Source organism: Pseudoalteromonas sp. 2CM28B (assembly GCF_023161935.1).
Genome location: NZ_JALNTH010000004.1, coordinates 142,070 through 155,804, shown reverse-complemented (window position 1 = coordinate 155,804; position 13,735 = coordinate 142,070). Strand labels below are relative to the sequence as shown.

Here is a 13,735-nt window from a genome sequence, read left to right as displayed (position 1 = left end):
TTATAAAAGCACTGCAAGCCAAAACGAAAAGCTTACAACACTAAGTGCCGTTGAAAGCACCACTGCACCGGCGAGCGTAACTTGATGCGTATTTAATTGGCTTGCAATTAAATACGCATTAACGCCAACAGGCGAGGCGCTCAGCAATACCAGTACGTTACGAATTTGCGTATCTAGTACAAACACCCACGTAGCTGCTACACACACAGCAGCAGGCAAAATCAGTATTTTTAACAGTGAAGAAATAAGGGCCGGCTGCCAATTTGCTGCTACCTTATAAAACACCAAATTAGCGCCTAACACAAATAAAGCACATGCAATAGCAGGGCTGGCGAGTAGCTCTAAGGCATTGGCTAAATTCGCAAATAATGTAATTCCCGACACATTTAAAAGTAATCCACAGCCAATACTTAACACTATAGGGTTAAGGACCATGTTTTTAGCAAATTTTGCCCACGAGAAGTCAGCTGTGTTTCCTTTCGCGCCTATTAAATAAGTTAACGCAAAAAGCAGCGTGCTATGAAATGTGATGATCATAAAGGCGATAGCAATCATGTCTTTGCCAAGTGAAGCAATAACAATGGGTATACCCACTAACACCATATTTGAATAACTACCGGCAAGACCAAACACACTATGCTGTTGATAATTTCCAGCATTGGCTTGTTTAGTTAAATAGTACCTATCAATAAGTATGCCCAAAGCAAATACCGCTAATACAGGAATATAAAAGCTTAAAAATGCTTCGAGGCTAATACTTTGATGCAAATTTATTTGCGACATATTGAGCATTAAAAAGGCGGGTAAGCTCACATAAAAAGTAAATTTACTTAAGCCGGCAATATGCTGCTGATTAAAAAACTTAAAATAACAACAGGTGTAGCCCAGTGCGACAATAAAAATTAAGGGAAAAATAATCGAAAAAATTTGCACGTATTCTTCCTTTAATTAACGTCTAAACTCATCGCTTTGTGGTAAATCAATTAAAATCAGCACGGCACCGCGCCCGCCGTATTCTAGCGGTGCTTGATGCATGGCAATTACATCGGGGTGCTGTACCAAATACTGCGGTACTTTGTGTTTTAAAACACGCTCGCCAATGCCATGCACTATGCACGCGCAGTAATAATGCTGTTTTTTGCACTCGTGGATGAGTCCCGCGAGTTCATCTTTTGCACGTTCTTTATTAAGCCCGTGCAGGTCGAGTGTTAAATCGGGCGCAAAGTCGCCGCGTCGTAACTGTTTTGCTAAAAAAGAGTCGTGGCCATTTTGCACGTAATTAATGGTGCTATTTGTGTCTATATCGGGAATATATTCGTCAGAGAAGAAAAATTCAGACTCAACCTGCTTTTTTTGCTGGGCAAATTGCTTCGCTTGTGACACCTTAGGTTTTGTATCAAACCTATGGGTATCTTGTTTAAACACCTTAGCGCCTGTAATTGTTTGGCGAAAAAGGTCAATGTCGTCATTGCTTAGGGACGATTGTGATGAGATGTCTTTTTTCATAAATTTTACCTAAACAAAAAAACGTAAAAACGCAGCGCAAAAGGCGGTACAATATAAAGGTGAGGGGCAATTGTAATTTGCTCAGCACAGTTAGGCAATGCAATCGTCGCAAAGACTCAAAACAGTCAGTTAGCTAAAACAGGTAAAAAATATGAGTGATTTACAAATAGAAGAAGCAACACTTGATGAAGCTGTTGCAGAACTGTCAACGTTACATGACTGGTTACGCTGGACTACAAGCCAATTTGCAAGTAGTGGAATATTTTTTGGACATGGCACAGATAACGCGTGGGATGAAGCAGTTAGCTTATTACTGCCTGCGCTAAGTTTACCTATTGATGCCCCCAAAGAGTTAATGCATGCGCGGTTAACAAGCACAGAAAAAAACCGCCTAGCAGGGTTAATCGCAGAGCGTATAAACGACTGCACGCCGGTTCCTTATTTAACAAACATTGCTTGGTTTGCGGGCATGCCATTTTATGTTGATGAGCGTGTGCTTATTCCGCGCTCGCCGTTTGCTGAACTTATTGCTAATAAGTTTTCACCGTGGCTTGAGCAGCCGCAAAGCGTTAACCGTATTTTAGATTTATGCACAGGCTCTGCTTGTATTGCTATTGCGCTTGCTCAGGCGTTTGAAACGGCGCAAGTAGATGCGGTTGATATTTCGTATGAAGCGCTTGAAGTAGCAGATATAAACATAAACGACTATATGCTAAGTGACCGCGTACTGCCTATTCAGTCAGATGTATTTAGTGGAGTGCCAGGGCAAAAGTATGACCTAATAGTAGCCAACCCACCGTATGTTGATGCTGAGGATATGGCTGATTTACCACGAGAATTTCATCATGAGCCTGAGCTTGGTTTAGCATCTGGGCATGATGGCTTAGACGTTACACGTACTATTTTAGAGCATGCTAGCAATCATCTAACTGATAACGGTTTGTTATTTGTAGAAGTTGGTAACTCTATGGTACATATGGATGCTTTGTATCCGGGCGCACCATTTGAGTGGGTTGAGTTTGAGCAAGGCGGCTTAGGTGTATTTGTAATAAGCAAAGCGCAGCTTGATACGTATTTTGCAAAATAAATTTTAGGCCGAGCGTATGCTCGGCAACTTTTGTAGTCATTAGGAATGAGGAAAGTTAATGGCAGGTAATAGCATAGGGCAGTTGTTTAAAGTGTCCACCTTTGGTGAGAGCCACGGCGTTGCCCTAGGCGGTGTTGTAGATGGTACTCCCGCAGGCCTTGAGATCACAGAGGCTGACTTACAAATTGATTTAGACCGTCGTAAACCTGGGCAAAGCCGCTATACAACGCAGCGCCGAGAAGACGATCAGATAAAAATTCTTTCAGGTGTTTTTGAAGGTAAAACCACAGGTACCAGCATTGGCTTACTTATCGAAAATACCGATCAACGCTCAAAAGACTACGGTAAAATTAAAGATGTGTTTCGCCCAGGTCATGGCGATTACACTTACTGGCACAAATACGGCCTGCGCGATTATCGCGGCGGTGGTCGCTCTTCTGCGCGTGAAACCGCAATTCGTGTAGCGGCAGGCGCAATTGCTAAAAAATACTTAAAGCAGTTTCATGGTATTGAAGTAAAAGCATGTTTAAGCCAACTTGGGCCAATAAAAGCCGAAAGTTACGACTGGGATGAAGTTGAAAACAACTTATTCTTTTTCCCTGATGCAAGTAAGCTAGAAGCGCTTGATGAGTACATGCGAGACCTTAAAAAGCAAGGTGACTCTGTAGGCGCTAAAGTTAAGGTAGTGGCGAGCAATGTACCTGTAGGGTTAGGCGAACCTGTATTTGACCGATTAGATGCTGAAATTGCGCATTCACTAATGAGCATTAACGCCGTTAAAGGCGTTGAAATTGGTGATGGCTTTGATGTAGTAGAGCAAAAGGGCTCAGAGCATCGCGATGAGTTAACCCCAGAAGGCTTTACCTCAAACCACGCGGGTGGCGTACTTGCTGGTATTTCTACAGGGCAAGATATTATTGCCTCTATTGCGCTTAAGCCTACATCAAGTATCACTATTCCAGGTAAAAGCATTAATACTGAAAACGAAGCAGTAGAGATGATCACCAAAGGGCGTCACGATCCGTGCGTTGGTATTCGTGCGATTCCTATTGCTGAGGCAATGATGGCCATTACCTTAATGGACCATTTACTGCGCCAGCGCGGGCAAAACCCACATGTTAACCACGAACATGGACCAATTAACGGCTCTGTTTAACCGTTAATATTTTAAAAAAGCGCGGAGTACCGCGTTTTTTTGTGCCTGTAACTTGCATTTAAGCCTTTCAGGGGTTGTTCAAGTTTGCGCTATATACTGTTTTAAGGAGGAGAGTAATTATGAACGATAATAAGCACGATAACACACACCTTGAAACTCAAGCTGCTATAGCAAGGCTAGAACGCTTTAGTAAGCTTACAGACAGCAGCATTGGCATTCCTTTTACTAAATTTAATATTGGCTTAGAGGCTGTGATTGGTTTAATACCCGTTATAGGTGATGCCGCAGGGCTTATTTTATCAAGCTATGTACTGTTAGAGGCGCAGCGTTTGGGCGTAAGTAAACGCATAAAAACGAAGATGATCATTAATATGCTGATTGATTTTGTAGGCGGCTTAGTGCCATTTTTTGGCGATATATTTGATGCTTTTTTTAAAGCCAACACCCGCAATACCCGTTTATTAAAAAAACATTTAAATGCGCAGTTAGCTAATTGATAGTAATACTGTTTTTTTAGAGGCTTTAAATTTAACATTAAGAATAAAAAACAAAGTGTTGTTGGTTGTTTAATCACCTAGTAAGGTAGGGAAGCCTATTCACTTTGGTATATACAAAATGCAATTATTTATCGGTAATAAAAACTATTCTAGCTGGTCATTACGCGCATGGTATTTAATGAGTAAATTTGATGTCCCGTTTGACGAAACCCAGCTTGTGCTCGACACCAGTGACTTTTACGACGAACTAAAACAACACTTCCACGTTCAAAAAGTGCCGGCGTTAATTGATGGTGATTTGCAAGTGTGGGACTCGCTCGCAATTTGTGAATATATTAACGATGCCTATTTATCGGGAGCAGGGTGGCCGAAATATATTACTCAGCGAGCTACAGCGCGCGCATTAAGCGCTGAAATGCATGCCGGCTTTATGGCACTGAGAAACGAAATGCCGATGAATATAAGAGCCACACGTAAAGTAACGCTATCAAGTGCTGCACTAAAAGATATTCAACGTATTGATGAGATATTTTCCCAGCAGCAAGATATGTTTCCTAATGAATGGTTTTTTGGCGACTTTAGTATTGCCGATGCGATGTACGCCCCCATTGTACTTCGTTTAAAAACGTATCAGATTACCTTATCCCCAGCGGCGCAGCAGTATTGTGATTTTGTGATGCGTTGCCCTGTTTTGCAAAAGTGGATAACCCAAGCACTTACAGAAACCGATATAGTGCAGTGCGATGAGGCGGGAGTAGAGGTATAACTCGCTCATCACTTTTACTTTAAAGGTAAAAGCCCGTACAATTCGTCTCGTTTTTAGTGCGCTAATTTTGCGCTGTAACCGAGACGAATTAATCAGTTTTTATGCATCATATAGCCGATCTTATATCTATTTTCGATAGTGTTTTTTATCAAAGCCATAACACTCGCTTAGTAAAAGGCGATGATGAGCCTGTTTATCTACCTGCCAATAATACCCATGGTTTTAATCAAATTGTATTTGCCCACGGCTTTTACGCCAGTGCCCTACATGAAATAGCGCATTGGTTAGTGGCTGGCAATAAACGCAGAGAGCTTGAAGATTATGGGTATTGGTACTGCCCAGATGGGCGAGATAAACACCAGCAGGCTGAATTTGAAAACGTAGAAATAAAACCACAAGCCATAGAGTGGCTGCTCAGCACCGCTGCTGGCTTTGATTTTAATGTGTCGGTAGATAACTTGAACGGTGAGCAAACTTGTCGGTTTGACTTTCAGGCGCGAGTACACCAGCAAGTATTAATGTTATTAGAGCAGGGAGTTAACGCACGTACCCATGCATTATTAAAAGCGTTAAGTGATTTTTATAAAACACCGTGGCCGTTAACCGCTCAACAATTTAATTGGCACCACCCTCAGGAGTTACAAAATGCAGTTTAAGTTAGGCTTAATTATTAACCCTGTTGCAGGACTTGGTGGCAGCGTTGCTTTAAAAGGCAGTGATGGCGAAAACACTGCTGCAAAAGCAATTGAACTGGGTGCGCAAGCCAAAGCTAACAGCCGCACACAGGCAGCCCTAGAAGTACTTGTACCCTATAAAGAGCAGTTAACAATTTATACTGTAAATGGCGATATGGGCGAAAAAGCAGCACGCGCACTAGGCTTCAATGTTGAAGTAATTTATACCGCCAATACCGTAACAAGCGCCGATGATACAGAGGCTAGCGCTAAACTACTTAAAAATTTAGGCGTAGATTTAGTCCTGTTTGCTGGTGGCGATGGTACTGCGCGCAATATTTGTCATGCCATAGAAGATACCGTACCAGTGCTGGGTATACCTGCTGGCTGTAAAATTCATTCTGGCGTATATGCAATTACACCTAAAGCAGCAGGGCGCGTAGTAGAAATGCTAGTAAAAGGCGAGCTAGTTACACTTGCAGATGCCGATGTAATGGATATTGATGAAGAGGCGTTTAGGCAAGGCACCGTAAAAGCTAAGCGCTACGGTGAAATGCAAATACCAAGCGAAGTACGTTATGTACAAGCGGTTAAAAATGGTGGTAAAGAAACAGACGAATTAGTACTTGCCGATATTGCAGCGCATGTGGTGAGCGAAATGGATGAAGACACCTATTACATTATGGGTAGTGGCTCAACTGTTGAAGCAATAATGCAAGAAATGGGGCTAGATAATACTTTATTAGGCGTAGATTTAATTAAAGATCAAACCCTAGTTGCGCAAGACTTAACTGCTAAACAGCTACTTGAGTACACGCACGGGCAAGCTACTCAATTAGTTATTACATTAATAGGCGGGCAAGGCCATATTTTTGGTCGAGGGAATCAGCAGCTAAGCCCTGAGCTTATTCGCACCATTGGCAAAGAAAACATTATTGTGGTGGCAACTAAAACCAAATTACACGCGTTGAACGGGCGTCCACTTATTTGTGACACCGGCGACAGCGCTTTAGATGATGAATTAACAGGTTACATTAAAGTAACCACCGGCTATAACGACCATATTATGTATGCTGTCGGTTATGAAAACCAGGAGAAGTAACACAATGAGTTTAGTGAATTATATTGATGCTGCGCAGCAATACTTTGATGATTTAGTAATTAAAGCAACAGATGATGAGCTGTTCGCTGGTGGTTACTTGCGCGGACATTACGACCTTGCAGTAGGTTATGCAGAAGTAGAAGAGCTGACAATTTCTATTGATGAGCTCAACGAAACCGTGGAACAAAGCTTAGTAAAAGCATACCGCAATGGCGAGCTAAACGAAGAAGATAAAACCTTGGTTGTTAGGCTTTGGGAAGAAGTGAAAGCCCTCGCTTAACCGATGTTTAGTTCACAATTATGAAAACGCGGCGACGATAACGAAGCCGCGTTTTTTTATGCTCTATTTGTGCCCATAATAGATTTATTGGTTAATTTACTGTTACACATTAATAGTATATTGTTACTTAAACCTATTTTGGGAGCTTTAAATGAACAATAATAATCAAGCTGCGGTACCTACAGGGTTAATCGCGCGTTTTTTAAACTTTGTGGAGCGAGTTGGTAACAAACTTCCCGATCCGGCGATTATTTTCTTATTCGCTATGTTACTTATTTGGTTGTGCTCGTGGCTACTGTCGGGGGTGAGCTTTGACGCGTTAGACCCACGGACAGGCCAAGCCATTGTTGTAAATAACCTATTAGAGGGCGACTCACTCGCCTCATTTTTATCTTCTATGGTAAAAACCTTTACAGGCTTTGCACCGCTAGGGGTGGTACTGGTTGCCATGTTAGGTGTGGGAGTGGCTGAGCACTCAGGTTATATCAATACAGGCCTTAAGCTAATGCTTAAAGTTACCCCAAGGCAACTGCTAACCCCTTCAGTCATTTTGGTAGCTATTGTAAGCCATACAGCAACCGATGCTGGCTACGTATTAGTGATCCCATTAGCGGGTGTTATTTTCTTTGCCGCAGGGCGACACCCATTAGCGGGTATTGCAGCCGCATTTGCTGGTGTGAGTGGTGGATTTGGCGCTAACTTTATTCCATCAGGAATAGACCCATTACTGCAAAGCTTTACCCAAAGTGCGGCGCAAATTATTAACCCCGATATGTCGATTAACCCCCTTAATAACTGGGCGTTCACTTCTGCCTCGAGTTTATTTATTGTGTTATTAGGCTGGTATATCACTGATAAAATAATAGAGCCTCGGTTAAAAAACACAGCACTTAATGAAGACACCCAAAACTTACCCGCGTTTGATGAAGCTAAAAGTGATGAAAAACGCGCTTTTTTTATAGCCAGTAGCGTAATGATTGCAGGACTTGCTTTGCTTGCGTTTGTATCCGCTCCTGCCGATTCAGCAATGCGCAGTGCTGATGGCTCACTAACTAATTTTAGATCGCCCCTGATGCAATCTATCGTGCCTTTAATCTTTTTATTATTTTGGATACCCGGTGCCGTGTATGGTTTTACCGTTGGTACCTTTAAAACCTCAAAAGATATGATAGATGCGATGAGTACCGCGATGAGTGGCATGGCCTATTATATTGTAATGGCGTTCTTTTGTGCGTTGTTTATTGCAGCGTTTTCTAAGTCTAACTTAGGGGCATTAATGGCCATTGAAGGGGCGCAGCTTTTAAAAGCAATGGAGTTGCCCAGTGCGGTAACAGTTGTGGGTATTATATTTTTAACCGGCTTTGTAAACTTGTTCGTTGGCTCAAGCTCTGCAAAATGGGCGTTACTGGGACCTATTTTTGTACCAATGTTAATGCAGCTAGGTATATCACCCGATTTAACCCAAGCGGCTTACAGAATCGGAGACTCTAGCTCAAACATAATTACGCCACTCATGCCGTATTTCCCATTGGTTGTGGTGTATTGCCAAAAGTACGTAAAAGATACCGGTATAGGCACGCTCATCGCGCTTATGATCCCTTACTCAATCGCGTTTATGATTGGCTGGAGTATTTTCTTGCTAGGGTATTGGGCACTCGGTATTCCGTTAGGGTTAGATGCGAGTTACGTTTATCCGGCGTTACCTTAACTTAAATCTTAATTTATGAACCTCACTCACTGGAGTGAGGTTTTTTATATAAAATTGCTGCAATGTAAAAAGTAGTGTTAATTACCTTTCTAATTCTCTCACTATATAGCCAAACAAACTGGCCTCACCAACAATATACACATAATCGTTTTTGTTATTCATTATTGTAGATTTATCGTCGTACCATCTAAAATCGTGCGTTTTGTTAGTTGTAGGGTCTTTAAAGTATAAACGAGTACAACTATCTTCATAATCAGACCCACATTCTTGTACATCAGTGAGGATATATTCCTTATACCAATAATCGCCTTGCGTGTAGTAAGCCCATAACTCAATGGGGGCAGAGAGTAAAAAATAGAGAGTTGCATAGATTAACAAAGGGAGTAATGGGTAGATGAAGATTAATGATAACTTCATTTTTGTATCTGAAAAGCTATCTTTAAGGTGCTCTCTATAGTCACTGCAACGTCTATATTTTTTGATTACAAGTACATGGAGATAGATAAATGATGCCCCGCAAAAATAGGAAGCGCTATATAAAAAATAGCCTCATAAATTTTATTTTCGATAAATGGCGGGTCGGTAAAATCCATTAACATAAGCATGGCAATGCTCAGTATTGGAAAGCTTATTATTGCTGCAAAGAGCAAGTTGTCATAATATTTTTTCAATTTTAATTCATCCGTGAATTATAGTTTTTTCTTAGTTTACAGAATTTTTATTTTTTACAAAAGCAGTGGCTTTAAAACAAAAAAACCTTGGCACTTTCGTGGCAAGGTTTTTTATAACGTAAGCTATAAAGCTTAGTTAGATGTGAAGCTCACAGGGCGACGTTCTTTACGAGGACCGCCACGCTTATCACCGCGTTGGTTGTCTTTGTTAAAGCTACGCTTTTTATCACCACTTGGGCGCTCAGCGCGTTCACCACGTGGCTCAGCTGGGCCTTGATCTTGTGTTAGTGTCATACCCATTGGGCGTTTACAAATAAACACTTTTTGGAAGTGATCAAGTACATCTTTAGGCATGTTTTGCGGTAATTGTACCGTACTGTGACTGTCGTGTAGACGAATGTCACCAATAAACTTGCTTGAGATATCAGCTTCGTTAGCAATCGCGCCAACAATGTTTTTAACCTGTACACCGTGCTCACGACCCACTTCGATACGGTAAGTATCCATAGGGCCTGCATCGCGGCTGTTACGCTCGCGAGGTTTACGCTCAGGGCGGTCACCACGTTCGTTACGACGACGGTCATTACGATCGCCACGCTCGTTACGTGTATTACGCTCGTTGCGAGGTTGAATCTTAACTTCTTCAACTTTAATTGGCGACTGTTGCTGTGCTAAACACAGTAATGCACCCGCTAGGTCTTCTAAAGATAAGTCTAGTTTTTGTGCCATGCTAGCAGCAACTTCATTGAAGAACGTAATGTCTTTGTTTTCAAGAGCAAGCGTAAGCTTTTCTTTTAACGCATTAATACGTTTTTCTTCAACTACTTTAGCTGTAGGTAGCTCAACCTGTGCAATTTCAGACTTAGTATGGCGAATGATATTTTTAAGTAAATAACGTTCGTTATGCTTAACAAATAAAATTGCTTTACCAGTACGTCCAGCACGACCTGTACGGCCGATACGGTGAACGTAGGCTTCTGAGTCTTGTGGAATATCGTAGTTGATAACTAAGCTTAAACGGTCTACATCAAGACCACGTGCTGCTACGTCTGTTGCAATAACAACGTTTAGCATACCGCTTTTTAAGCGATCTACCGTGCGTTCACGTGCTTGCTGGTTCATGTCACCATTAAGTGGCGCAGCAGAGAAACCTTCGCGCTCTAGTAACTCAGCAAGTTGCACAGTGTCGTTACGTGTACGTACGAAAACAATAGCACCTTCGTATTGCTCTGCTTCTAAGAAACGAACAATGGCTTTGTTTTTGTGTACGTGTGCATTCCAAAACACTTGCTCAACAGATGATACAGTTGAGTTACGCGCAGATATATGAACCTGTTCAGGGTTATTCATATATTTGCTGCTGATGTTTTGAATTTGCTTAGGCATGGTTGCAGAGAAAAGACATGTTTGCTTTTCGCGCGGTGTTTTTTCCATGATGTTTTCAACATCATCGATAAAGCCCATACGTAACATTTCATCGGCTTCATCAAGTACAAGTGCTTGTAAAGCATCAAACTTGATAGTGCCACGGTTTATGTGATCGATTAATCGACCCGGAGTAGCAACAATAATTTGTGCGCCACGACGAAGTGCGCTTAATTGAATGCTGTAGCTTTGGCCACCGTACAGTGCTAATACTTCAACACCACGAGTACCTTTTGCATATTGTTCAAATGCCTCAGCAACTTGGATCGCAAGCTCACGTGTTGGTGTGAGTACAAGGATCTGTGGCTGTTTCACAGACGGGTCAATATTGTTTAGTAACGGCAGTGCAAATGCTGCAGTTTTACCTGTACCCGTTTGTGCTAGTCCCAGTACGTCCTTTCTTTCTAGCAATAACGGTATACATTGAGCTTGGATTTCAGATGGTGTCTTGTAACCCAACTCTTCAACTGCCTTTAAAATTGCAGGAGAAAGATTTAGAGATTCAAACGTGACTGGTTCTGACATTAATACGCCTCAACGAATTTAAAGAGGCGCGCATTGTATAGGAAATACGAGGCAATTGCTTGTATAAATTACAACTAATTTGTATGTGGTTGATGTTGGTCGAAATTTAACCAGTTTAAATATTTGATTTTTTAAACTGGTTAACAAGCTATATACAAAGCGTTATTTATATAGGCCTAGATTTTCTTTTGCGTAAGCTTCAAATTCAGTAAAACCACCAATGTGAGTTTGATCGACAAAAATTTGTGGCACAGTTGGGCATGGTTTTCCTGCAGACTTTTCTAAATCCGCTTTGCTAATGCCTTCTTTGATAATATCGATATAACGAAACTTAAAATCATCACGCTCATTTGATAGTTGCTCGGCAACATCTTTAGCACGTACACAAAATGGGCAGCCTTCGCGGCCAAAAATTACTGTAAGCATAATACTCTCCTCAATTTAGTTGGGTTCATATTAAACGATTAATTAATAATTTAAAGCGCAAAAAATCGATTGGTTAATTCTGTTTTACTGTTAACTCGCTTAATTACTCATTTGCCATGCATTTTGAATTGCAATTTGCAAAAGCGCATTTATGCAAAGGATGTGTAATTTTTAAATCTAATGAATTCATCGTATTAGTAAAGACGCTGCAAGTGGCATGTAAATTGATATTTAACTACAGAGCCATTCTTATTAGGAACGATGATGAGTAATAACAGCCATGTTTTAGAAATTATTCAAGGGGTAATTGCCCGCTTTTGCAAAGCAGATAACACAAATGTGGCAATTACACTCATCAACAAATTACAGTGTAATTATATTTGTTTACAGGTGTCTCCTGAGCAAATGATTATCCAGTGTGAAGCGTTTATTTTACCTTCGCTAAAAGCCGCTAAAAGCCATTTTGTGCTAACAGTAGAGGCCAATTTACAGGGTATTAATTTAAATTACTGGGTAGATTCGAATCCTGAAATGCACACCATTGATATACACGGTTTACTTGCAACCCGTGAGCCAATTTCATCGGTAGATACAAACAAAGAGCTTATTAGCGCAGCTAATAGTAAAGTCGACTTAGAGCAAAGTATTCATTACCTAGTTAATTTAAGTGCGCAAAACTATGGTTTAAAACTCGCCGACAGCAACCATACCAACGCTTTAAAAATTGAAGATTCGCGTCACCTATCTGCAGAGCAACTTGCGAGTAACTTTTTAAATAATGGGGCGTCTCAGAGTATAAAAATTTGCGCATTTGATGCGCTCAGTGAGCTGCAAAGCCATCACGCTATTTCTCAACCTGTATTGGCGTGGCCGTTTTTTGATACTGACTTAGTAAATGCGGTAAATAATTTAAATACCCACAGCAAATTATCTGTATTGGTTGCTGATGACAGCTTGCCAAGCCAAGTTGCGACCAAAGTCATGCTTGAAATGCTTGGCTGCGCAGTAACCTGTGCAGAAAATGGCTCAAGTGCCTTACTTATTGCCCAGCAAGAACCTTTCGATTTACTGCTGTTAGATGAGCGTATGCCAGGTATGTTTGGCAGTGATGTGGCTCAGCAGCTCATTAAACAAAACACCCCAAACGATAACACGCCAAAAGTTATTTTAACGGGCATTACTGAAGAGCAACAAATTGCTCAGTTGTTCGAAAAAGGGGTGACGCACTATCTTCAAAAACCGGTAACAAAAGCTGTATTAGAAGAGTTTATTAAGCCTTGGCAAGCTGCCTAAAGGCCCGTTTAGGAGGACGTTATGAACGATTTATCAAAAACAGCTTTGCTGCTCATTGGTTTTCAAAATGATTACTTTTCGCCTGATGGCATTTTATACCAAGTGGTTGAAGAGTCATCAAGAGTAACCGGCGTGGTAAATAACACGTTAGCGCTGCTAGACAAATACATAGATAAATTTGCATTAGTGCTCAGTACGCCTATTCACTTTACACAAGATTATAGCGAGCTTAAAAACCCAATTGGTATATTAAAAGTGATTGCCGAAGTAGGGGCTTTTAAAGCCGACTCTTATGGTGCTCAAGGCATTAAAGAGTTTGATAAATATGGCAAACGTATTATGCAAATACCCGGTAAACGCGGGTTAAATGCGTTTACTCATACAGAGCTTGCAAATGTGCTTAATAAAAATGGCATCACTAACATTGTTTTAGCAGGCACGGTGACCTCTATTTGCATTGACTCTACGGCGCGCTCTGCGGTAGAGCTTGGCTTTAATGTGACGGTACTTAATGACTGTACATCAAGCAGAACGCCGTTTGAGCAATCATTTTACTGTGAAGAGGTTTTTCCGCTTTATGCCAAGGTGTGCAGCCATACAGAATTAGTAAATTAATGAG

15 protein-coding genes are annotated in these 13,735 nt (G+C 41.2%); 10 read left to right on the top strand and 5 right to left on the bottom strand.

Annotation, left to right across the window (positions count from 1 at the left end; genetic code table 11):
- Together MTN96_RS07460 and smrB are read right to left on the bottom strand one after the other, a co-directional pair.
- Positions 1-933, bottom strand: a complete 933-nt coding sequence (locus MTN96_RS07460; protein ID WP_248531113.1) for an AEC family transporter — start codon at positions 931-933, stop codon at positions 1-3.
- A gap of 15 nt (positions 934-948) precedes the next feature.
- Positions 949-1,506 carry an endonuclease SmrB gene (smrB, locus tag MTN96_RS07455; RefSeq protein WP_024031888.1) on the bottom strand — a complete coding sequence of 186 codons (558 nt, stop codon included), beginning with the start codon at positions 1,504-1,506 and terminating at the stop codon, positions 949-951.
- Positions 1,507-1,657: 151 nt separating this feature from the next.
- On the opposite strand from smrB, the gene prmB reads away from it, so the two are divergent.
- The 8 genes from prmB (at position 1,658) to MTN96_RS07415 (ending at position 8,776) form a co-directional block, all read left to right on the top strand.
- Complete coding sequence (gene prmB, locus MTN96_RS07450; protein ID WP_004587294.1) at positions 1,658-2,593, top strand: 50S ribosomal protein L3 N(5)-glutamine methyltransferase; 936 nt, start codon at positions 1,658-1,660, stop codon at positions 2,591-2,593.
- Positions 2,594-2,651: 58 nt separating this feature from the next.
- On the top strand, positions 2,652-3,749 hold the full coding sequence (gene aroC, locus MTN96_RS07445) for a chorismate synthase (RefSeq protein ID WP_024031890.1): 1,098 nt from the start codon (positions 2,652-2,654) through the stop codon (positions 3,747-3,749).
- Positions 3,750-3,868: 119 nt separating this feature from the next.
- Positions 3,869-4,246 carry a DUF4112 domain-containing protein gene (locus tag MTN96_RS07440; RefSeq protein WP_248531112.1) on the top strand — a complete coding sequence of 126 codons (378 nt, stop codon included), beginning with the start codon at positions 3,869-3,871 and terminating at the stop codon, positions 4,244-4,246.
- A 118-nt stretch (positions 4,247-4,364) separates the two neighbouring features.
- Positions 4,365-5,012 carry a glutathione S-transferase family protein gene (locus MTN96_RS07435; protein WP_138577458.1) on the top strand — a complete coding sequence of 216 codons (648 nt, stop codon included), beginning with the start codon at positions 4,365-4,367 and terminating at the stop codon, positions 5,010-5,012.
- A 101-nt stretch (positions 5,013-5,113) separates the two neighbouring features.
- Positions 5,114-5,668 carry an elongation factor P hydroxylase gene (locus tag MTN96_RS07430; protein ID WP_055253038.1) on the top strand — a complete coding sequence of 185 codons (555 nt, stop codon included), beginning with the start codon at positions 5,114-5,116 and terminating at the stop codon, positions 5,666-5,668.
- Positions 5,658-6,788: an ATP-NAD kinase family protein gene (locus MTN96_RS07425; protein WP_029773968.1), complete on the top strand. Its 1,131-nt coding sequence runs from the start codon at positions 5,658-5,660 to the stop codon at positions 6,786-6,788. Before MTN96_RS07430 ends, MTN96_RS07425 begins: the two co-directional genes overlap by 11 nt.
- Positions 6,789-6,792: 4 nt before the next feature.
- The gene (locus MTN96_RS07420; protein WP_004587288.1) at positions 6,793-7,068 is read left to right on the top strand and encodes a YfcL family protein; all 276 of its coding nucleotides are present in this window, start codon (positions 6,793-6,795) and stop codon (positions 7,066-7,068) included.
- Positions 7,069-7,219: 151 nt separating this feature from the next.
- Positions 7,220-8,776, top strand: coding sequence for an AbgT family transporter (locus tag MTN96_RS07415; RefSeq protein ID WP_121637194.1), 1,557 nt, complete (start codon positions 7,220-7,222; stop codon positions 8,774-8,776).
- Between the two features lie 81 nt (positions 8,777-8,857).
- Here the strand turns inward: MTN96_RS07415 and MTN96_RS07410 are convergent, their stop codons facing one another.
- The 3 genes from MTN96_RS07410 to MTN96_RS07400 form a co-directional block, all read right to left on the bottom strand.
- Positions 8,858-9,193 carry a hypothetical protein gene (locus tag MTN96_RS07410; RefSeq protein ID WP_248531111.1) on the bottom strand — a complete coding sequence of 112 codons (336 nt, stop codon included), beginning with the start codon at positions 9,191-9,193 and terminating at the stop codon, positions 8,858-8,860.
- Between the two features lie 386 nt (positions 9,194-9,579).
- Positions 9,580-11,397, bottom strand: coding sequence for a DEAD/DEAH box helicase (locus MTN96_RS07405; protein WP_004587284.1), 1,818 nt, complete (start codon positions 11,395-11,397; stop codon positions 9,580-9,582).
- A gap of 162 nt (positions 11,398-11,559) precedes the next feature.
- Positions 11,560-11,823: a GrxA family glutaredoxin gene (locus tag MTN96_RS07400; RefSeq protein WP_004587283.1), complete on the bottom strand. Its 264-nt coding sequence runs from the start codon at positions 11,821-11,823 to the stop codon at positions 11,560-11,562.
- Between the two features lie 261 nt (positions 11,824-12,084).
- On the opposite strand from MTN96_RS07400, the gene MTN96_RS07395 reads away from it, so the two are divergent.
- Entirely contained in the window at positions 12,085-13,116 is a 1,032-nt protein-coding gene (locus MTN96_RS07395) for a response regulator (RefSeq protein WP_248531110.1), read from the top strand.
- 21 nt (positions 13,117-13,137) lie between these two features.
- Positions 13,138-13,731 (top strand): isochorismatase family cysteine hydrolase, encoded by a 594-nt coding sequence (locus MTN96_RS07390; protein ID WP_248451045.1) that lies wholly within the window; start codon positions 13,138-13,140, stop codon positions 13,729-13,731.
- The last annotated feature ends 4 nt before the right edge of the window (positions 13,732-13,735 follow it).